This is a genomic window from Streptomyces sp. NPDC059534 (assembly GCF_042743475.1).
Lineage (GTDB): Bacteria > Actinomycetota > Actinomycetes > Streptomycetales > Streptomycetaceae > Streptomyces.
Map to the genome: position 1 here is coordinate 15582 of NZ_JBHWAQ010000042.1, position 19268 is coordinate 34849.

Genomic DNA, 19268 nt, shown 5'->3' on the forward strand with positions numbered 1-19268 from the left:
GGGGGAATCCGTGACCACCAGCACCACCGCCGTCACCGTCATCGCACGGCTCCACGCCGCACCCGGCAAGGAGGCCGCCGTCCGGCGGCAGGCCCTCGCTCTCGTCGAGCCGACGCTCGCCGAACCCGGCTGCCTCTCCTACCGGCCCTACGAGGACCCTCTGGAGCCCGGCGCCTGGATCGTCGTCGAGGAGTGGACCGACCGCGCCGCCTTCGACGCCCATCTCGCCAGCCCCCACCTGGCCGCCGCGATGGCCGCCGGCCCCGACCTGCTCAGCGGCCCGCCCGAGGAGACCGTGCTCGTCCGCGTCGGCTGAAATCCCGCTGCGCCCCGCCCCGGGAGTCCGTACGGTGACCCCGTGACGACTCGGATGATCATCCTCAACGGCGCCTCCAGCTCAGGGAAGTCCGGCATCGTCAGGTGCCTCCAGTCCGTGCTGCCGGACCCCTGGCTGGCCTTCGGCTGCGACTCGTTCGTCGACGCCCTCCCCAAGAAGATGTGGTCGTCGGACGGCGGCATCGTCTTCGGCGACGACGGCGACGTCACCGTCGGAGAGGACTTCCGCACGCTGGAGGCCGCCTGGACCGAGGGCATCGCGGCCATGGCCCGCGCCGGCGCCCGCATCATCATCGACGACGTCTTCCTCGGCGCCGCCGCCTCCCAGCACCGCTGGCGCACCGCCCTCGCCGACCTCCCCGTCCTCTGGGTCGCCGTCCACTGCGACCCCGCCACCGCCGCCGGCCGCGAGATCGCCCGCGGCGACCGCACCCCCGGCATGGCCGCCCAGCAGGCACCCGTCGTCCACACCGGCGTCCACTACGACCTCGAGGTCGACACCACCCACACCGAATCCCTCGCCTGCGCCCGGACCATCGCGGCCCACCTGGGCTGACCGGCGGGACGCGCGACACCCCCTACGCGCTCGGGCGGCTCTTCGGGCGGCGGAGGCCGGCTTCGGTGAGGCGGCGGAGGAGTTCCTTGGAGCCGACTTCGAGGGCGCCGGCGGCGACGGCGTCGGGGTAGTGGTCGGAGGGGATGTCGTAGTGGTCGCGTTCGAAGGCGCGGGCAGGGGCGCCGATGGAGGCGGCGAAGGCGTGCAGCTCGTCGAAGGAGGCGTCGCTGACGAGGTGGGACCACATGCGGCCGTGGCCGGGCCAGGTCGGGGGGTCGATGTAGAGGGTCACGCGGCGGGCTCCTGTCAGGGGGCGGTCACTTCAGGCCGCCCACCGGGGCGACCACGACGCCCTGCTTGGCGCAGACCCAGTGGGGGTCGGGCCCGAGTTCGGGTTCGACGTCGAGGGCGTGGGGGCCGCCTGAGGAGCAGACGGGGCAGAGGGGCCAGCGTCCGTACCGTTCGAGGAGGGCGTCCTGGACGTCCTGGGCGACGAGTCCGGCGACATAGGTGACGCCCTCGGGCCACTGCTCGACCCACCAGCGCCGGTGGGTCACCGCGTCCTCCACCATCGAGACGACCTCGGCGGCGGCCACTTCCCGGGCCGCGAGATCGGCCAGTACCAGCGCGCGAGCGGCGTGCAGCGCCTGCTCGACGGGGTCGATGTCGTCCATGCACTCATTGTCACCCGGAGCGGGGACAGGACGAAGGTCCCGTCCGTTTCCGGGACCCTTCCGGGACCCTTCCGGGACCGACGAGGGCTTGTCGACCGACCTGCCCGAAAGTATCTTTCAGGTGTGACCAATGACGTGAAGGAAAGTTTCACAAGCGACGCGCCGCCGCCGCCCGCCGCGCTCGCGGCCAAGGTGCGGACCCTCGCGCCCTCCATGACCCGCTCCATGCAGCGGGTCGCCGAAGCCGTCGCCGGAGACCCCGCCGGCTGCGCCGCCCTCACGGTCACCGGCCTCGCCGAGCTCACCGGCACCAGTGAGGCGACCGTCGTCCGCACCGCCCGCCTCCTCGGCTACCCCGGCTACCGCGACCTGCGCCTCGCCCTCGCCGGCCTCGCCGCCCAGCAGCAGTCCGGCCGCGCGCCCGCCGTCACCGCCGACATCGCCGTCGACGACCCGATCGCCGACGTCGTCGCCAAGCTCGCCCACGACGAGCAGCAGACCCTCGCCGACACCGCCGCCGGACTCGACACCGTCCAGCTCGGCGCCGCCGTCGCCGCGCTCGCCACCGCCCGCCGCGTCGACATCTACGGCGTCGGCGCCTCCGGCCTCGTCGCCCAGGACCTCGCGCAGAAGCTCCTGCGCATCGGCCTGATCGCCCACGCCCACAGCGACCCGCACCTCGCCGTCACCAACGCCGTGCAGCTCCGCTCCGGCGACGTCGCCCTCGCCATCACCCACTCCGGCTCCACCGGCGACGTCATAGAACCGCTCCGGGTCGCCTTCGACCACGGCGCCACCACGGTCGCGATCACCGGCCGCCCGGACGGCCCCGTCACCCAGTACGCCGACCACGTACTGACCACCTCCACCGCCCGCGAGAGCGAACTGCGCCCCGCGGCCATGTCCTCCCGGACCAGTCAACTCCTGGTCGTGGACTGCCTGTTCACCTGCGTCACCCAGCGTACGTACGAGACGGCGGCCCCTGCCCTCGCCGCCTCGTACGAGGCCCTCGCCCACCGCCACTCGCCCCGCACCCGCTGACCCACCCGCCGAGCGTCATACGTCGACGCCAACGCCGCCGACGACGTCCACGCACCGAAAGAGCCGCACATGTCCACTTCCACGTACTCCGAACTCCGCGCCCAGCTCGCCACCCTCACCACCGAGGCGTTCCGGCCCGAGCTCGCCGAGATCGACCAGCTTCCGACCCTGGACATCGCACGGACCATGAACGGCGAGGACCAGACCGTCCCCGCCGCCGTCGCCCGGCAGCTCCCCGCCATCGCCGCCGCGATCGACGCCACCGCCGCCCGCATGGCCCGCGGGGGACGGCTCGTCTACATGGGCGCCGGCACCGCCGGCCGCCTCGGCGTCCTCGACGCCAGCGAGTGCCCGCCCACCTTCAACACCGACCCCGCGCAGGTCGTCGGCCTGATCGCGGGCGGCCCCTCGGCCATGATCAAGGCCGTCGAGGGCGCCGAGGACTCCAAGGAACTCGCGGTCGAGGACCTCACCGCACTCGGCCTCACCGCCGACGACACCGTGGTCGGCATCTCCGCCTCCGGCCGCACCCCGTACGCCATCGGCGCCGTCGAGCACGCCCGCACGCTCGGCGCGCTGACCATCGGCCTGTCCTGCAACGCCGACAGCGCGCTCGCCGCCGCCGCCGAGCACGGCATCGAGGTCGTGCCCGGCCCCGAGCTGCTCACCGGCTCGACCCGCCTCAAGGCCGGCACCGCCCAGAAGCTCGTCCTCAACATGATCTCGACGATCACGATGATCCGCCTCGGCAAGACGTACGGAAACCTCATGGTCGACGTCCGCGCCTCCAACGAGAAGCTCCAGGCCCGCTCGCGGCGGATCGTCGCCCTCGCCACCGGCGCCCCGGACGAGCAGATCGAGACGGCCCTCGCCGCCGCCGACGGAGAGGTGAAGAACGCGATCCTCATGATCCTCGCCGACATCGACGCCCCGACGGCCGCCCAGCGGCTCACGGACTCCCGGGGCCACCTGCGTGCGGCGCTGCACGCGACCGAGCCCACCGCGTAGCCCGCACAGCACGGCACCCCCTCACAGCAAGGCCCACCGCACCATGAGCACAGACGACAAGAACCGCGCCATCGCCGCCGCGATCCTCCCCCTCGTCGGCGGCGCCGGGAACATCAGCTCCGTGGCCCACTGCATGACCCGCCTCCGGCTGGGACTGCACGACCGCTCGCTCGTCCAGGACGAGGCCCTCAAGGCCCTGCCGGCCGTGATGGGCATGGTGGAGGACGACACGTACCAGATCGTCCTCGGCCCCGGCACCGTCGCCCGCGTGACCCCGGAGCTGGAGGCCCTCCTGGCCGAGGCCCCGAAGCCCGCGCACTCGGCCGAGGACCTGGCGGCGCAGGGCGCGGCCCTGAAGGCCGCGCGGAAGGAGAGGAACGCCACCCCGTTCAAGCTGTTCCTCCGCCGGATCGCGAACATCTTCGTCCCGCTGATCCCCGCCCTCATCGGCTGCGGCATCATCGCCGGCCTCAACGGCCTGCTCGTCAACCTCGGCCGGCTGCCCGGCGTGACCCCCGCGCTCGCCGCCATCGCGAGCGGCTTCATGGCGCTCATCGCGGTCTTCGTCGGATACAACACGGCCAAGGAGTTCGGCGGTACGGCGATCCTCGGCGGCGCGGTCGCGGCCATCATCGTCTTCCCCGGCGTCGCCAAGATCGACGTCTTCGGCCAGACGCTCTCCCCCGGCCAGGGCGGCGTCCTCGGCGCGCTGGGTGCGGCGGTCCTCGCCGTGTACGTCGAGAAGTGGTGCCGCCGCTGGGTGCCGGAGTCCCTCGACGTCCTGGTCACCCCGACCCTCACGGTGCTGGTCTCCGGCCTCGTCACCGTCTTCGGCCTGATGTTCGTGGCCGGTGAGATCTCGCAGGCCATCGGCGACTTCGCCGACTGGCTCCTCGCGCACGCCGGCGCCGGCGCGGGCCTCGTCCTCGGCGGACTGTTCCTGCCGCTGGTGATGCTGGGCCTGCACCAGGCCCTCATCCCCATCCACACCACCCTCATCGAGCAGCAGGGATACACGGTCCTGCTCCCCATCCTCGCGATGGCGGGCGCCGGCCAGGTCGGCGCGGCCGCGGCCGTCTACCTCAAGCTCCCCCGCAACGGCTCCCTCCGCCGCACCATCAAGTCCGCCCTCCCCGCCGGCTTCCTCGGCGTCGGCGAACCCCTCATCTACGGCGTCTCCCTCCCCCTCGGCCGCCCCTTCGTCACCGCCTGCGTCGGCGGCGCGGCCGGCGGCGCGTTCATCGGCTTCTTCAGCATGCTGGGCGACAAGGTCGGCTCCACCGCCATCGGCCCCTCCGGCTGGGCCCTCTTCCCCCTCCTCGACGGCAACAAGGGCCTCGGCGAGACCGTCGCGATCTACGGCGGCGGACTCCTCGTCGGCTACCTCGTCGGCTTCGCCGCCACGTACTTCTGGGGCTTCAGCAAGGAACTCCTGGAGGAGTTCGACGTCGACACGGAGACGGAGACCGGCGCGGGGACGGCCCCGGTGGCGGCGGGCGGCTCCCCTGCCGCGCCCGCCGGGCCGAAGCCCGGGGCCGAGCCGGAGCCCGAGCCGGTGAAGGTCTGACACGTACGGAAGGCAAGAGGCACGGAGAGCGATACGGGGAAGGGCCCGGCCGACTGATGTCGGCCGGGCCCTTCCCCGTGTCCCTACCGGCAGAGGACGTCCTCCGCCGGTCGGACGCCCTCCGTGAGGAAGGCGGTCACCGCGCGGTCGCCGCACGCGTTGCCGCTGCCGAGGTAGACGGCGTGGCCGCCCTTGTCGACCGAGACGAGACGGGCGCGGTCGCCGAACGCCTCGCGCATCCTCAGCCCGACCGAGTGGGGGGTGGCCGGGTCGCGGAGGCTCTGGATCATGAGGACGTTGGACGGCCCGTCGTCGGTGATCCGGGTCGGCTTCTCGACGGCCCCGCCCTTCCAGAAGGCGCAGGGGGTGATGTTCGCGGGCATCCCGGCCGTCAGGGGGTGGCGGACGCGGTCCGCCGCGACGGCCCGCTCGTACGCCGGGACGGAGCGCGGCCAGTCGACGTCGTTGCAGATGACGCCGACGCTGACGGTCGCCGCCTCGTCCGGCATCGGGCCGGTCAGCTCGGGCGGGAGGACCGGGACGCCCTTCGGGTCGAGCGCCTGGGACACCAGCCGGGCGAAGGACTCGAAGGCGGTGTCGGAGTACAGCGCCTGCTGGAGGGCCTGGCGCAGCGCGGTGCCCGTCAGCGGGACGCCGGCCGTCGTGGACGCGCGCGGCTCGCGGTCGAGCCGGGCCGCGAGGTCGAGGACCAACGGCCGGACGTCCCGGGCCTGTTCGGCGAGACGCAGCGGGGCCGGGCGGGCCGGGTCCGACGCCCAGGCGGCGAAGTCCGGGAAGCGGTCCTCGGCACCCCGCGCCATGCTCGCCAGCCAGCCCCGGGCCACGCGCTTCGGGTCCGGGTCGGCGCTGCTGTCGAGGACCCAGCGGTCGGTGTGCTCCGGGAACTTCTGGGCGTACACCGCCGCCACGTACGTCCCGTACGACACGCTCCACGCCGACAGCTTCCGCTCGCCGAGCGCCTGCCGCAGCCGGTCCAGGTCCCGCGCCTGGTTCGCCGTCGTCAGTCCGCGCAGCATCGCCCCGCCGTTGCGCGCGCACGCCTCCGCCATCCGGCGCGACCGGGCCACGTTCTCCCCGATGCCGCCGTCCGCCGCGGGCCACGACCGCAGGGTCACCAGACGCCGGTCGTCCTCCTCGAACCCGCACCGGGCCTTCGCGGACCCGCCGACACCCCGGGGATCGAACGCGACCAGGTCGTAGGCCCCGTCCATCTCCTTCGCCAGGGCGGCCCCCTTCTGCCCGAGCCGCTGCACCCCGGAACTCCCGGGCCCGCCGGGGATCACCATGAGCGTCCCGCGCCGCGCCTCGGGCCGGGTGCTGCGCAGCCGGGCCACGGCCAGTCCGATCTGCTCGCCGTCGGGGCGGGCGTAGTCCAGCGGTACGGAGAGCGTCGCGCACTGCTGTCCGGGCAGCGGCTTCACCGCCGGCGCGCAGTCCCCCCACTCCAGCCCCGCCGCCGCGGCGGCGGGGGCGGCCCCGCCCCCGGCGAGTCCGACACCGGCCACGGCGGCGACGGAGAGAGCGAGCATCAGGGCCTTGCGTCCACGGTTCGTTGTCATGCGCACAGCCTCGCGGAACGGTCCCCGCCGCCCCATCCGGCAGGCACGCCGACCCGGGGTGGGGCCAACCCCCCTCCCCGTAAGCCTGGTTGCCCGACGAGCCGGCCGCCGGACCGGCGACCGGACCAGCCGACGCAGCGACAACTCGCTGGCACCACGGCCCTCGCCGGGAGATCATCCCCGCCATGACCACGACCAGCTCGACCACCTCGGCCACCTCCCCCGCCGCCCCCCGCGCCGCCGCCTCCGGCACCTGGACCCTCGGCGGCGACCTCACCGTCCGCCGCGTCGGCTTCGGCGCCATGCGGCTGCCCCAGCACGGCGCTGCGCTCGTCGAGAACGCCGTACCGATGGACCGGGACCGGGCGATCTCCGTCCTGCGCAGGGCCGTCGAGCTCGGCGTGAACCACATCGACACCGCCGCCTTCTACTTCTCGCCGCTCCGCTCCGCGAACGAGCTGATCAACAGCGCGCTCGGCGGGCCGTACCCCGACGACCTCGTCATCGCCACCAAGGTCGGCCCCGCCCGCGACCTCTCGGGAGCCTGGAGCGAGCACGCCCGCACACCCGCCGCGCTGCGCGCCCAGGTCGAGGAGAACCTGCGGCAGCTCGGGCGCGACCGGCTCGACGTCGTCAACCTCCGCGTCCTCGGCACGGATTCGATCGCCGAACGCTTCGGGGCCCTCGCCGACCTGCGGCAGGCCGGCCTGATCCGCCACCTCGGCCTCTCCAACATCACCCCCACCCAGCTCACCGAGGCGCGGACCATCGCCCCGGTCGTCTGCGTCCAGAACATGTACGGGATCGGTGTCCGCCCCGAGTACGACGCGTTCGTCCGGCACTGCGGCGAGCAGGGCATCGCGTTCGTCCCCTTCTACGCGATCGCCGCCGCCGGCCGCGAGACCGGAGCCGTCGCCGCCGAGAACGACACGGTCCTCGCCGTCGCCGAGGCCCACGGCGCGAGCCCCGCCCAGGTCCGCATCGCCTGGACCCTCCACCAGGGCCCCCACCTCCTCGCCATCCCCGGCACCGGCAACCCCGACCACCTCGCCGCCAACGTCGCCGCCGGCGCCCTGAGCCTCACCCCCGACGAGCTCGCCCGCCTCGACCGCGCCCACCGCGAGACGGCTGCCTAGACTCCACCACCATGACGACCACCACCCCGAACCCCGCCGTCGCCGCCGACCTCGCCCCCACCGGGGTCCTCCGGGCCTCCGTCAACCTCGGGAACCCGGTGCTCGCGCAGGGCACCCCCGACGCCCCGGCCGGGATCACCGTGGATCTGGCGCGGGAGATCGCGGCGCGGCTGGGGGTGGAGGTGGAGCTGCTCTGCTTCGACGCGGCGCGCAAGTCGTTCGAGGCGATGGCGGACGGCCGGGCGGACCTGTGCTTCCTGGCCGTCGATCCGGCACGGGAGGCGGAGGTCGCGTTCACCGCCCCGTACGTCGTCATCGAGGGCGTGTACGCCGTGCCGCGCGACTCGGCGCTCACCACCGTCGCCGAGGTGGACGCGCCCGGCGTGCGGATCGGGGTCAAGAAGGGCTCCGCGTACGACCTGTTCCTGTCCAGGAACCTGGCGCACGCGACCGTCGTACGCGGCGAGGAGGGCGTGGACACCTTCCGGGACGAGGACCTGGAGGCGGGCGCGGGCATCCGGCAGCCGATGACCGCGTACGCCGCCGCGCACCCCGAAGTACGCCTGCTCGACAGCCGGTTCATGGAGATCCGGCAGGCGGTGGGCACGACGGTCGGCCGCGCCCCGGAGACCGTCGCGTTCCTCCGCGCCACCGTCGAGGAGCTGAAGGCCGACGGTTTCGTCGCGGACGCGCTCCGCCGGTCCGGCCAGGACGCCGGACTCGTCGCCCCGCCCGCCTGACCGTCCGCCGTACGGCCCGGCCTCGCGCCGCTACCCGACCCCCTCAAGGGTCAGCGGCTTCCCCGGGACGAGGACCCGGTCCCGGGGCCCGTACGGGGTGAGCTCGTCCCACCACTGGGCCGCCGGGTCAAAGCGGGCGTGCGCCAGGGTCCCCACCAGGGCCGGGTCGCGGGCCTGGAGGGCCCGGAGGGCGAAGGCGGGGCCCCCGGGGAGGTGGGCGACGCCGTCGAGGGCGACCTTGCCGAGCTCCGTGGACATGACCGGGCCGCGCGCGGTCCGGGCGAGCCCCGACACCCCCCGCACGGCGTCCGCGTAGACGTCCAGCGCGCGGGCGAGCGGCAGCCCGAAGTAGCGGCGCGGACCCGTGTCGCGCTCCACGAACATGTAGTAGGGCACGAGGCCCAGTTCGACCTGCTCCTGCCACATGCGGGCCCAGACGGCGGCGTCGTCGTTGACGTGCCGGACGACGGGCGCCTGGGTGCGCAGGACGGCGCCGGTGGCGCGGAGCCTGCGCAGGGCGCGGCGGGCCGGCTCCGGGTGGAGCTCCCGGGGGTGGGAGACGTGCAGCATGAGGGCGAGGTGCCGCCCCGAGGCGACGATCCGTTCGAAGAGGCGGAGCAGGTCGTCGGCGTCGGGCGCCGTGAGGAAGCGTTCGGGCGCGAAGGACACGGCCTTCGTCCCGATGCGGACCGTGCGGACGTGGGGCCGTCCGAGGAGGGGTGCGACGTAGGTGTCGAGCAGCTCGGTCCGCATGACCAGCGGGTCGCCGCCGGTGAGCAGCACGTCGGTGACCTCCGGGTGGCCCGCCAGGTACGCGTCCAGCACGCCGGGCCCGTCCACGGCCTGCCGCCGCACCGCGTCCCCGGTGAACTGCGGCCAGCGGAAGCAGTACGCGCAGTATCCGTGGCAGGTCTGCCCCTGGCGGGGGAAGACCAGCAGCGTCTCCGGGTACTTGTGCTGCAGTCCCCGGCCGTCCTCGGGCACGTTCAGGTGGAGCTGTCCGCCGGGATGCGGGTTGAGGTGCTCTCTCAGGCCGTCGACGACCAGCCGCAGCCGGACCCGGTCGCCTTCGCGCAGCGCCGTCTCGACGGCGGCGAAGTCCGCGGGCGCCAGCATGTCCCGGTGCGGCATCACCAGCCGGTAGAGCGGGTCGTCGGGTGCCCGCGACCAGTCGACCAGCTCGTCGACGACATGGGCGCTGACCTTGAACGGCAGGACCCTGCCGACGACTTCGGCGTCGTGCCCGAGCGCCGGGTCCCCGGTCCGCTCGGCGATGAGCCTCCCCAGGCGCTGCCCCGTGAACGAAGTCACCCGTCCCCCACCCCCAGAACCTCCGTCGTCCGCACGGCCGCCCCTTCCCCGCCGGTCACTCCGTCCCACCCCGCACGATGATGGGCAGCCGGCCCCCGCCCGCCAATGCCGCTACCGGCCCCCGGCTCCGGCGACAACCCGGCAGTCCGGCCAATCCCGTCCGTCGCCTACCGGACAGCGCCGTGCGGCGCCGCACGGCGGGGAGGGCCGGTCCGGGCGGGTACGGCCGGGTTCACACCCGGAGACTTTCGGCCGGAGTGCGGGAGCGGGGCATCCGTCAGGTTGACGCCTTTCCTTCCTGCGGCCCCGGGACCGGGACCGGCCGCCGCCGCGGCCCCGGGGAGGGAGCCGGCCGGGTGCCGCCGGACACTCCGGAAAGCCACCCGCGCCACGCCCGGGAGGGCCCCTTCCCGGCCCTGGAGGCGGGTTTCGGGCGCTCCGGACGCCGGGGCCGCATCCGGGTCCCGGGCGCCGCGCGGCACGCCGTCCAGCAGGCCCACAACAGATCGGGAAACCGCCTCTGGCCTGGGCTTTTATCGCGGTCGCCACTATTCTGAGGGGGACTCGGAGGGGAGATCCGCATGGGCGAGGACGACCGTGGCGTGCGCACGATCGAGGACGTTTTGGGGCTGCTCGACGGACTGTTCGCGGGGGGTGGTGACCGCTGGACGGAAGACGGGGCCGCGTGGTGGGACGGGTTCTACGAGGACCGGGGGAAGCCGGTGCCGTTCTTCGTGGAGAAGCCCGACGAGAACCTCGTGTCGTACAGGGAGCGGGGACTGCTGCCGGACGGCGGGAGGGTGCTGGACCTGGGATGCGGACCGGGGCGGAACACGCTGTACCTCGCGTCGCTCGGCTACGAGGTGGACGCGGTCGACCTGTCGGGGGCGGCGATCGGCTGGGCGCGGGAGCGGGCCCGCGAGGCGGGGGCCGACGGCGTCCGGTTCGTGTGCGGGGACGCCTTCACGGCGGCGCTCGACGGGCCGTACGACCTGGTGTACGACTCGGGCTGCTTCCACCATCTGCCGCCGCACCGCCGTGTCACCTATCTGGCCTTCCTGGAACGGGTGTTGACGCCCGGCGGGCATGTCGCGCTGACCGCGTTCGCGGCCGGGGAGGGCGGCATGGGCTCGGAGCTGCCGGACGCCGAGTTCTATCGGCGGGGGAGGCTGGAGGGCGGCCTGGCCTACACGGACCGGTCACTGCGGGCGATCTTCGCCGGGCTGACGGAGGTCGAGCTGCGCCGGATGCGCGACGAGCCGGCCGAATCCCCCGTGTTCGGCGAGTCGTTCCTCTGGACCGGACTGTTCCGGCGCGCTGCGTAGACTCACGGACATGACATCTGTGGCCCTCGCGGTCTACGACGGAGCCATGCTGTTCGAGGCCGCCGCGGCCTGCGAGGTCTTCGGCGTGGACCGCGAGATCACCGACGGATGGTACGAGTTCACGGTCTGCGCGCCGCCGGGCGCGGCCCGCCTCAACACCGGCTGGCTCCGGATCGACACCCCGCACGGGCTCGACACGCTCGCGGACGCGGACACCGTGATCGTCCCGGCGTGCACGGACACCGAAGCCGAGCCGCCGGCCGAACTCCTGGCCGCCGTACGGGCGGCCCACGACCGGGGCGCGCGGATCGTGTCGCTGTGCACCGGGGCGTTCGTCCTGGCGGCGGCCGGGGTGCTGGACGGCCGCCGCGCGACCACGCACTGGGCGCACACCGACGACCTCGCGGCCCGCTACCCGCTGGTCGACGTCGACCCCGACATCCTCTACGTCGAGGACGGGAACGTGCTGACCTCGGCCGGCAAGGCCGCCGGCATGGACCTGTGCCTGCACCTCGTCACCGCCGACCACGGCGCCGCGGTCGCGGCCGAGCTGGCCCGCCGGCTCCTCGTGCCGGCCCGCCGCGCCGGCGGTCAGGCGCAGTACGTCGCCGCGCCGACGGTCGCCGACACCGGGCACGCGTTCGCGGATCTCCTCGACTGGGCGAGCGCGCGGCTCCACGAGCCGCTCACCGTGCCCGACCTGGCCCGCCGGGTGAACATGAGCACCCGCAACCTGACCCGCCGCTTCACCGCCACCACCGGCACCACGCCGCTGCGCTGGCTGCACACCCAGCGCATCCACCGAGCCCAGGAGCTCCTGGAGACCACCGACGACAGCGTCGAACTCATCGCCTCCCGGACGGGGATGGGCACGGCGGCCACCCTGCGCCGGCACTTCCACAACGCCCTCGGCGTCCCCCCGGACGTCTACCGGCGCACCTTCCGCAGCCACCGCGCGGCCGCCGCGGCCGCCTGAGGCGACGGGCCGGCACCGGCGGCCCGGCACCGGCGGTCCCTCACATCGACGTCAGGTACTCCGCCAGCCGGTCGTACTGCTCCCGCACCCCCGCCTCCATGCCGGCGGCCAGCGCCTGGTCCCGGATGTCGTTCGACGGCCAGAAGGAGGTGCTGGTCAGGGCCGTACCGCCGTCGGGGGTGGCGTCGAAGGCGAGGTTCACTCGGACCGGCGCGGCGTCCGGCATCTGCTCGAAGACCTCGGTGTAGTCGAGCCGTTCGGCCGGGACGACGTCCTCGTACGTGCCGGAGAAGACGATCTGCTGGCCGCCCGGCGCGGTCTGCCCCCACCGCCAGGCGCCGCCGGGCCGCAGGTCGATGTCGACGACCGTCGTGGTCAGGGCGGCCGCCCCGTACCACCGCCGTACGTGCTCGGGGAGCGTCCACGCCTCCCAGACGCGGGCCGGCGGGGCGTCGAAGGTGCGCGTGATGACCAGCTCACGATCGGCCGGTGTCGTCAGCAGGGTGACCATGGTCGCGACCCCTTCCCGGTTCCGTACACCGAAAGCACCGCAAGCACCGCAAGCACCCCAACCGGCCCCAAGCGCCTCACGTACTCATTCCAGGATCACCCCGGCACTCCCGTAAAGCGAATGAACATGTTCAACAGGTGAGCGCTAAAGTTCCTGCTACGCGGCCGCCACGACCAACGGCGACGCCGCCTTCTCAGACCTGTGGGGGGTCCTCTTGCCGCGCACCACGCGCAGGCTTCCGCACGCCTTTGTCCGTGCGGCCGCCGTCTTCGCACTTTCGGCCGGTATCGCCGTACCCGCCGTCGTCACCGCCCCGGCCGCCTACGCGGCCGGCGAGGTGTCCGCCACCTTCACCACCGACGACGCCAAGCTCGGCGTCCAGATCAGCGGCGATCCGCTGTGGCTGAAGGTCAGCGTCATGTCCTCCGCCGCCCCCGACGCCACGGTGCTCGCGTCGACCGACGCCCTGACGTGGCACTCCGGGGACAACGACACCGGCCGGCCCTACGGCTACACCACCGACACGGCGCCGCAGCTGCCCGAGGGCACCGCGTACGGCACCTACCCGGTCGTCGTCGAGTACCGGCTGTCCGGCGGCACCGTCCAGCGGTGGACCGGCGGCACGTACGTCCACAAGCTGCACACCGGCGTCTCCACGCTCTCCTTCGACCGGAAGACCACCAGCCTCACCGAGCGGAAGGTCGTCCTCTCCGGCCTGGCCACCACCTGGGACCCGGCCACCGGAACCGTCACGCCCGCCCGCCCGGGCACCAGCGTCAACGTCACGTTCAACCTCGTCTCGGACCAGTGGAAGACGCTGACGACCACGGCCACCACCGGTGAGGACGGCACCTTCACGGTGCCGTTCTCCCCGAACGCCGAGATCCGCGGCGGCACCGCCGTCGTCGTCGCCCAGGCCGCCGACACCGTGGCCAACCTCCGCACCACCGTCCCCTCGGTCGGCGTGGAGAAGACCTCGTACCGGCTCACCGCCGACCTGAACAAGTACCGGGTCCAGGCGGGCACGAACGTCACCGTCACCGGACGCGTCGAGCGCCTCACCCCCGACGGCTGGAAGCCGTACGCGGGCGCGCCGCTCATCACCACCTCCGGCAAGCCCGAGTACAACTCCCTCGCGGTCTCCGGACTCATGGGCAGCGGCGCGGCGGCGGCCGACGGCTCCTTCTCGTACCCGGCGCGCGCCTCGTACACGACGCAGGTGTACACCTCGCTCGCGCCGTCCGTGTACTACGCCACCCGCGCCTACGACCAGGGCTCCATCGCCGTCCCGCAGCAGTTCGCCTGGGGCGGCGTCCGCGTCGCCCTCGACGAGTACGGCACGGTCCGCGCCACCGGCAAGCTGTCCGCGAACACCTTCGTCTGCTGGGACCAGTACGTCTTCCTCCAGGCGTCCGTGGACAACGGGCGCACCTGGAAGAACCTCGCCAACGGCAAGGCCGAGGGCGGCACCGAGGGCGGCTGCCCGTTCGACATCTCCGCCCCCGCGTACCACAACGCGATGTACCGGCTGTACCACTACGAGACCGACCAGCTCGTCGGCAAGGTCACCGGCACCATCCGGCTCAGCCGCATCCCGACGCGCTTCTCGGCCTTCACCATCAGCCCCTCGCGGCCCCGCGTGAACTCCAAGATGACCGTCTCCGGCACCGTCCAGCAGTACACCGCCGGCGCCTGGCGGCCCCTCAAGGGCGCCAAGGTCATGCTCGTGTTCAAGCCCAAGGGCTACTCCGAGTGGTACTGGGTCACCCGCGACGTCGCCACCGGCAGCAACGGCTCGTTCAGCTTCCGCGCCACCAACTACGGCGACGGCACCTGGGCGATGGTGAAGCAGTCCGCGAGCGGCTACTTCCACAGCGAGACGAAGGTGAAGTACATCGATGCGCTCTGACCTGCGGCGGGCCTCCGCCACCACGCTCGCAGCGGCCGTCGCCACCGCCCTGCTCCTCGGCACCGCCGGCACCCCGGCGCAGGCCGCCGACGCACCCGCCGCGTCCCCGATCGGCATCGGACACGCCGTCACCAACGACTACGAGCGCGGCATCTTCCAGGTGACCGCCTGGAGCGACGTCCCCGGCGTCACGGTCGCCAAGGTCGCCGCGACGATCCGCAAGGGCGACACCGTCGTCGCCGAGATCCCTTCGGTCCCCGAGTACGAATGGGCCAAGGGCCGCTTCGGACTGACCTCGGCCGACCCGCTGAAGCTCACCGAGGACGGCGGCAGGCTGCCCGCCCTCGGCCGGTACTCCATCGACGTCACGGCCACCGACTCGCAGGGCAACACCAGCACCCGCACCGACGCCGGCACGCTCGACTTCACCCTGAAGCCGCAGCTGGCGTTCGGCCTCTCCACTCCCGGCTGGGACGACCGCACCACCGTCCCCAGCGGCACCCTGACCGGCGTCCAGCCCGGCTCGGGCGACCTCGTCCCGATCACCGGCCGGTCCGTCGGCGTCAAGCGGATCACGCCGACGGAGAGCCCGGTGCAGTCCCCCGTCACCACGGAGACGGGCGCCTTCACCGGCCAGGCGTACGCGGACGTCAAGCCGGGTGACGAGTTCCGGGCCTCCTTCGCCGAGGAGAGCGACGAGGTGCACGGCAGCATCTCGTACGGCCACACCCTCTACACCCTGCGCCCGCACACCGTGGCCGTGCAGGCGACCGCCGACCGCGTCCGGATCCTCCCCGGCGGGCAGGCGGTCGTCACCGGCCGGATGACCGACCCGCAGAACGGCACGCCCGTCGAGGGCCAGCAGGTCCGGGTCGGCCCGGATCGGTACAGCACGTCCGAGGGCGGCTTCGCCAAGGTCGTCACCACGGACGCCGACGGCCGCTTCACGGCGACGATCCCGGCCCTTCCGGGGCTGCGCGTCGAAAGGTGGCTCGTCGCCCCTGTCGACCCGTACCAGCAGTTCGCCACCCCGGTCGGCGGCCCCCTCGCCATGCCGCAGGAAGCCCGGATCCTCGTCGGGTCCCGCGTCCTGACGAACGAAGGCAAGGTCACGGCGACCGGCACCCTGCGCGCCACGTACGACCCCGAGGCGTACTTCGACGAGCCTCTGTACCTGGAGGTCTCGCCGGACGGCCGCACCGCCTGGCGTCGGATCGCCCTCACCACGGCGAGCGACCGCTACTCCACCACCATGACGGCGGCCAGCCGCGGCGGCTACTACCGGTTCCGGCACCCGGAGACCGACGTTCTCGCCGGCACCGCGAGCGCCGTCTTCCGGCTGGCCCGCACCGAGGCCCGGGTCATCGGCCTGAACGCCGGTCCCGAGCCGGTCGCCAAGGGCGGCACGCTCACCACCACCGCCACCCTCCAGCACTACACGGGCGGCGCCTGGCGGGCGTACGGGAACGGGGCCGTGGCCCTGCAGTTCCTCGCGAAGGGCTCGACGACCTGGCGCAACGTCGCCACCGGCCGCTCGGCGTCCACCGGCAAGGTCACGCTGAAGGCGAAGGCCACCGCCGACGGCAGCTGGCGCATCCGGTACTGGGGCGACGCCACGCACTTCCACGCCCCGGTCGCCGCACCGGACTACGTCGACGTGCGCTGATCACCGTCCGGCACAACGCCCGAGGGCGGCACCCCCTGATGGGAGTGCCGCCCTCGGTCGCGTTCAGCGATGAACCACCGATCCCGGAGGATCAGAAGTCCATGTCACCGCCCGGCATGCCGCCGCCGGCCGGCGCGGACGCCTTCTCCGGCTTGTCGGCGATGACGGCCTCGGTGGTGAGGAACAGCGCGGCGATCGACGCGGCGTTCTGCAGCGCGGAGCGCGTGACCTTCGCCGGGTCGATGATGCCCTCGGCGATGAGGTCGACGTACTCGTTGGTCGCGGCGTTCAGGCCGTGGCCGACGGGCAGGTTGCGGACCTTCTCCGCCACGACGCCGCCCTCGAGGCCGGCGTTGATCGCGATCTGCTTCAGCGGGGCCTCAAGGGCCAGCTTCACGATGTTCGCGCCCGTGGCCTCGTCACCCGTGAGGTCGGCCTCGAGCTTCTCGAAGACGCTCGACGCCTGGAGCAGGGCCACGCCACCGCCGGCGACGATGCCCTCCTCGACGGCCGCCTTCGCGTTGCGAACGGCGTCCTCGATGCGGTGCTTGCGCTCCTTGAGCTCGACCTCGGTCGCGGCACCGGCCTTGATGACCGCGACGCCACCGGCGAGCTTCGCCAGGCGCTCCTGGAGCTTCTCGCGGTCGTAGTCCGAGTCGCTGTTCTCGATCTCGGCGCGGATCTGGTTCACGCGACCGGCGACCTGCTCGCTGTCACCGGCACCGTCGACGATGGTGGTCTCGTCCTTGGTGATGACGACCTTGCGGGCGCGGCCCAGCAGGTCGAGGCCCGCGTTCTCCAGCTTGAGGCCGACCTCCTCGGAGATGACCGTGCCGCCGGTGAGGATGGCGATGTCGTTCAGCATGGCCTTGCGACGGTCGCCGAAGCCCGGGGCCTTGACCGCGACGGACTTGAAGGTGCCGCGGATCTTGTTGACGACCAGGGTCGACAGGGCCTCGCCCTCGACGTCCTCGGCGATGATCAGCAGGGGCTTGCCCGACTGCATGACCTTCTCCAGGAGCGGGAGCAGGTCCTTCACCGAGGAGATCTTGGAGTTGACGATCAGGAGGTAGGGGTCGTCGAGCGACGCCTCCATGCGCTCCATGTCGGTGGCGAAGTACGCCGAGATGTAACCCTTGTCGAAGCGCATGCCCTCGGTGAGTTCCAGCTCCAGACCGAAGGTCTGGGACTCCTCGACGGTGATGACGCCTTCCTTGCCGACCTTGTCCATCGCCTCGGCGATGAGCTCGCCGATCTGGGTGTCGGCGGCGGAGATGGAGGCCGTGGAAGCGATCTGCTCCTTGGTCTCGACATCCTTCGCCTGCTCGAGCAGGGCGCCGGAGACGGCCTCGACGGCCTTCTCGATACCGCGCTTGAGGGCCATCGGGTTGGCACCGGCGGCCACGTTGCGCAGACCCTCGCGGACGAGCGCCTGGGCGAGGACGGTGGCGGTGGTCGTACCGTCGCCGGCGACGTCGTCCGTCTTCTTGGCGACTTCCTTGACCAGCTCGGCGCCGATCTTCTCGTACGGGTCCTCGAGCTCGATCTCCTTGGCGATGGAGACACCATCGTTGGTGATCGTGGGGGCGCCCCACTTCTTCTCGAGGACGACGTTGCGGCCCTTGGGGCCGAGGGTGACCTTGACGGCGTCAGCGAGCTGGTTCATGCCGCGCTCGAGACCGCGCCGGGCCTCCTCGTCGAACGCGATGATCTTGGCCATGTGAAGTGGTCCTCCCGGACATGGGGTGGATAACGCTCCAGGACCGCGCCGACGCCCGCGACGGACGGCCTGCGTGCCCGATGGTTCCTTGCCCCACCTGGCCGCGGACCTCGTCTGCCCGATCCTCGTAAGCACTCTCACCTTCCGAGTGCTAACGCCAATGATTAGCACTCGGCATAGGAGAGTGCAAGCGACTCTCGATGATCGGGACGTGACGAGTGGGGCGCGCGGGGGCGCGCGGGAACGCGCGAGGGGTCCGCATCCCCTCAGGGATGCGGACCCCTCGACGGCGTTGCGTCGGTGGCCGATCGCGCCGCGCTCAGACGGCGAGCTTGACCATGTCCGCCTGCGGACCCTTCTGGCCCTGCGAGATCTCGAACTCGACTCGCTGTCCCTCTTCGAGGCTGCGGTAGCCATCCATCTGGATCGCGCTGTAGTGGACGAAAACATCCGCACCACCGTCGACCGCGATGAAGCCGTAGCCCTTCTCCGCGTTGAACCACTTGACGGTGCCCTGAGCCATGCCTAACTCCCCTATTACTGGCCCTTGCGCGGGACCCGCACTTCGCGGACCCGGGTCAGACCCTGCGCCGGAACGCGTCGACCGCCGCTGAATGTATCTGCCCAACTGCCCTCTGCAACAGGTCATTCGAGCGAGAATTCTCGGCGCGACGGAAAGGGGAATTGGGGAGAATCCCCTGGATGACGGGGCAAGTCGGGCCCGGCAAAAGGCGCAGAACGTACACAACGCGCAGGCACTTTGGCTGCTTCTTGTCGCGCGGAGGCGCTTTCTCATATGCGTCCGGCATGAGCAGCGGAGGGGACTTCCCCAACTCTACCCCGCTCAACCATACAGAATTGCCCCTTCCGCTTATTGTCGCGGAAGGGGCAATTCAAGAAAGACGGGACGCGGGACGGCTCAGCAGCCGCCGGCCACCGCGGGGATGATCGAGACGCCCGCGCCGGCCGGGGTGGCCGTCTCCAGGCCCTGCTCGAAGCGCACGTCGTCGTCGTTCACGTAGACGTTGACGAAGCGGCGCAGCTTGCCCTGGTCGTCCAGGACGCGGGCGGCGATGCCCGTGTGGTTCTTCTCCAGGTCGGCGATGACCTCGGCGAGGGTCGTGCCCTCGGCCGGGACCTCGGACTGCCCGCCGGTGTAGGTGCGGAGGATGGTGGGGATGCGGACGTTCACGGCCATGTCTTCGTAACCTT

Annotated in this window: 19 protein-coding genes; 11 read left to right on the plus strand and 8 right to left on the minus strand. The window is 72.5% G+C overall.

What is annotated here, in order from left to right; genetic code table 11:
- The first annotated feature begins 10 nt into the window (after positions 1-10).
- Both ACFVZH_RS33815 and cpt read left to right on the plus strand, forming a co-directional pair.
- Positions 11-316 carry a putative quinol monooxygenase gene (locus ACFVZH_RS33815; RefSeq protein ID WP_384903459.1) on the plus strand — a complete coding sequence of 102 codons (306 nt, stop codon included), beginning with the start codon at positions 11-13 and terminating at the stop codon, positions 314-316.
- 54 nt (positions 317-370) lie between these two features.
- Positions 371-892: a chloramphenicol phosphotransferase CPT gene (gene cpt, locus ACFVZH_RS33820; RefSeq protein WP_384903520.1), complete on the plus strand. Its 522-nt coding sequence runs from the start codon at positions 371-373 to the stop codon at positions 890-892.
- Between the two features lie 22 nt (positions 893-914).
- Here the strand turns inward: cpt and ACFVZH_RS33825 are convergent, their stop codons facing one another.
- Positions 915-1184 carry a DUF4031 domain-containing protein gene (locus tag ACFVZH_RS33825; RefSeq protein ID WP_384903461.1) on the minus strand — a complete coding sequence of 90 codons (270 nt, stop codon included), beginning with the start codon at positions 1182-1184 and terminating at the stop codon, positions 915-917.
- 25 nt (positions 1185-1209) lie between these two features.
- Positions 1210-1566 (minus strand): hypothetical protein, encoded by a 357-nt coding sequence (locus ACFVZH_RS33830; RefSeq protein ID WP_384903463.1) that lies wholly within the window; start codon positions 1564-1566, stop codon positions 1210-1212.
- A 123-nt stretch (positions 1567-1689) separates the two neighbouring features.
- Here ACFVZH_RS33830 and ACFVZH_RS33835 point away from each other — a divergent pair, with 123 nt between their 5' ends.
- The 3 genes from ACFVZH_RS33835 (at position 1690) to ACFVZH_RS33845 (ending at position 5182) form a co-directional block, all read left to right on the plus strand.
- Complete coding sequence (locus ACFVZH_RS33835; RefSeq protein WP_384903464.1) at positions 1690-2607, plus strand: MurR/RpiR family transcriptional regulator; 918 nt, start codon at positions 1690-1692, stop codon at positions 2605-2607.
- A 69-nt stretch (positions 2608-2676) separates the two neighbouring features.
- On the plus strand, positions 2677-3615 hold the full coding sequence (gene murQ, locus ACFVZH_RS33840; RefSeq protein ID WP_384903466.1) for an N-acetylmuramic acid 6-phosphate etherase: 939 nt from the start codon (positions 2677-2679) through the stop codon (positions 3613-3615).
- Positions 3616-3658: 43 nt separating this feature from the next.
- The gene (locus ACFVZH_RS33845; protein ID WP_384903468.1) at positions 3659-5182 is read left to right on the plus strand and encodes a PTS transporter subunit EIIC; all 1524 of its coding nucleotides are present in this window, start codon (positions 3659-3661) and stop codon (positions 5180-5182) included.
- Between the two features lie 83 nt (positions 5183-5265).
- On the opposite strand, the gene ACFVZH_RS33850 is transcribed toward ACFVZH_RS33845, so the two are convergent.
- Complete coding sequence (locus ACFVZH_RS33850) at positions 5266-6762, minus strand: alpha/beta hydrolase (RefSeq protein WP_384903470.1); 1497 nt, start codon at positions 6760-6762, stop codon at positions 5266-5268.
- 185 nt (positions 6763-6947) lie between these two features.
- On the opposite strand from ACFVZH_RS33850, the gene ACFVZH_RS33855 reads away from it, so the two are divergent.
- Positions 6948-7898, plus strand: a complete 951-nt coding sequence (locus ACFVZH_RS33855; protein WP_384903472.1) for an aldo/keto reductase — start codon at positions 6948-6950, stop codon at positions 7896-7898.
- A gap of 11 nt (positions 7899-7909) precedes the next feature.
- Positions 7910-8638 carry a transporter substrate-binding domain-containing protein gene (locus ACFVZH_RS33860; protein ID WP_384903474.1) on the plus strand — a complete coding sequence of 243 codons (729 nt, stop codon included), beginning with the start codon at positions 7910-7912 and terminating at the stop codon, positions 8636-8638.
- A 30-nt stretch (positions 8639-8668) separates the two neighbouring features.
- Here the strand turns inward: ACFVZH_RS33860 and ACFVZH_RS33865 are convergent, their stop codons facing one another.
- Complete coding sequence (locus tag ACFVZH_RS33865; protein ID WP_384903476.1) at positions 8669-9949, minus strand: KamA family radical SAM protein; 1281 nt, start codon at positions 9947-9949, stop codon at positions 8669-8671.
- 581 nt (positions 9950-10530) lie between these two features.
- On the opposite strand from ACFVZH_RS33865, the gene ACFVZH_RS33870 reads away from it, so the two are divergent.
- Both ACFVZH_RS33870 and ACFVZH_RS33875 read left to right on the plus strand, forming a co-directional pair.
- The gene (locus tag ACFVZH_RS33870; protein ID WP_384903478.1) at positions 10531-11274 is read left to right on the plus strand and encodes a class I SAM-dependent methyltransferase; all 744 of its coding nucleotides are present in this window, start codon (positions 10531-10533) and stop codon (positions 11272-11274) included.
- A 10-nt stretch (positions 11275-11284) separates the two neighbouring features.
- On the plus strand, positions 11285-12250 hold the full coding sequence (locus ACFVZH_RS33875; RefSeq protein WP_384903480.1) for a helix-turn-helix domain-containing protein: 966 nt from the start codon (positions 11285-11287) through the stop codon (positions 12248-12250).
- Between the two features lie 40 nt (positions 12251-12290).
- On the opposite strand, the gene ACFVZH_RS33880 is transcribed toward ACFVZH_RS33875, so the two are convergent.
- Positions 12291-12761 (minus strand): SRPBCC domain-containing protein, encoded by a 471-nt coding sequence (locus ACFVZH_RS33880; protein WP_384903482.1) that lies wholly within the window; start codon positions 12759-12761, stop codon positions 12291-12293.
- A 214-nt stretch (positions 12762-12975) separates the two neighbouring features.
- Here ACFVZH_RS33880 and ACFVZH_RS33885 point away from each other — a divergent pair, with 214 nt between their 5' ends.
- Both ACFVZH_RS33885 and ACFVZH_RS33890 read left to right on the plus strand, forming a co-directional pair.
- Entirely contained in the window at positions 12976-14670 is a 1695-nt protein-coding gene (locus ACFVZH_RS33885; RefSeq protein WP_384903484.1) for a hypothetical protein, read from the plus strand.
- Positions 14660-16336: a hypothetical protein gene (locus ACFVZH_RS33890; protein WP_384903485.1), complete on the plus strand. Its 1677-nt coding sequence runs from the start codon at positions 14660-14662 to the stop codon at positions 16334-16336. The genes ACFVZH_RS33885 and ACFVZH_RS33890 overlap by 11 nt, the downstream gene beginning before the upstream one ends.
- Positions 16337-16427: 91 nt before the next feature.
- Here ACFVZH_RS33890 and groL read toward each other — a convergent pair whose 3' ends face one another.
- From groL to ACFVZH_RS33905, 3 genes are all read right to left on the minus strand, one after another.
- Complete coding sequence (gene groL / locus ACFVZH_RS33895) at positions 16428-18056, minus strand: chaperonin GroEL (protein WP_384116700.1); 1629 nt, start codon at positions 18054-18056, stop codon at positions 16428-16430.
- A 319-nt stretch (positions 18057-18375) separates the two neighbouring features.
- The gene (locus ACFVZH_RS33900) at positions 18376-18579 is read right to left on the minus strand and encodes a cold-shock protein (protein WP_015035246.1); all 204 of its coding nucleotides are present in this window, start codon (positions 18577-18579) and stop codon (positions 18376-18378) included.
- A 396-nt stretch (positions 18580-18975) separates the two neighbouring features.
- Positions 18976-19254, minus strand: a complete 279-nt coding sequence (locus ACFVZH_RS33905; RefSeq protein ID WP_384903487.1) for a MoaD/ThiS family protein — start codon at positions 19252-19254, stop codon at positions 18976-18978.
- Positions 19255-19268: the final 14 nt, after the last annotated feature.

Excerpts from the sequence above, each read along its gene's own strand:
- cpt (WP_384903520.1), top strand. The coding sequence starts at position 371 with ATGATCATCCTCAACGGCGCCTCCAGCTCAGGGAAGTCCGGCATCGTC.
- ACFVZH_RS33830 (WP_384903463.1), bottom strand. The coding sequence starts at position 1,566 with ATGGACGACATCGACCCCGTCGAGCAGGCGCTGCACGCCGCTCGCGCG.
- murQ (WP_384903466.1), top strand. The coding sequence starts at position 2,677 with ATGTCCACTTCCACGTACTCCGAACTCCGCGCCCAGCTCGCCACCCTC.
- ACFVZH_RS33845 (WP_384903468.1), top strand. The coding sequence starts at position 3,659 with ATGAGCACAGACGACAAGAACCGCGCCATCGCCGCCGCGATCCTCCCC.
- ACFVZH_RS33850 (WP_384903470.1), bottom strand. The coding sequence starts at position 6,762 with ATGACAACGAACCGTGGACGCAAGGCCCTGATGCTCGCTCTCTCCGTC.
- ACFVZH_RS33855 (WP_384903472.1), top strand. The coding sequence starts at position 6,948 with ATGACCACGACCAGCTCGACCACCTCGGCCACCTCCCCCGCCGCCCCC.
- ACFVZH_RS33860 (WP_384903474.1), top strand. The coding sequence starts at position 7,910 with ATGACGACCACCACCCCGAACCCCGCCGTCGCCGCCGACCTCGCCCCC.
- ACFVZH_RS33870 (WP_384903478.1), top strand. The coding sequence starts at position 10,531 with ATGGGCGAGGACGACCGTGGCGTGCGCACGATCGAGGACGTTTTGGGG.
- ACFVZH_RS33875 (WP_384903480.1), top strand. The coding sequence starts at position 11,285 with ATGACATCTGTGGCCCTCGCGGTCTACGACGGAGCCATGCTGTTCGAG.
- ACFVZH_RS33880 (WP_384903482.1), bottom strand. The coding sequence starts at position 12,761 with ATGGTCACCCTGCTGACGACACCGGCCGATCGTGAGCTGGTCATCACG.
- ACFVZH_RS33890 (WP_384903485.1), top strand. The coding sequence starts at position 14,660 with ATGCGCTCTGACCTGCGGCGGGCCTCCGCCACCACGCTCGCAGCGGCC.
- groL (WP_384116700.1), bottom strand. The coding sequence starts at position 18,056 with ATGGCCAAGATCATCGCGTTCGACGAGGAGGCCCGGCGCGGTCTCGAG.
- ACFVZH_RS33900 (WP_015035246.1), bottom strand. The coding sequence starts at position 18,579 with ATGGCTCAGGGCACCGTCAAGTGGTTCAACGCGGAGAAGGGCTACGGC.
- ACFVZH_RS33905 (WP_384903487.1), bottom strand. The coding sequence starts at position 19,254 with ATGGCCGTGAACGTCCGCATCCCCACCATCCTCCGCACCTACACCGGC.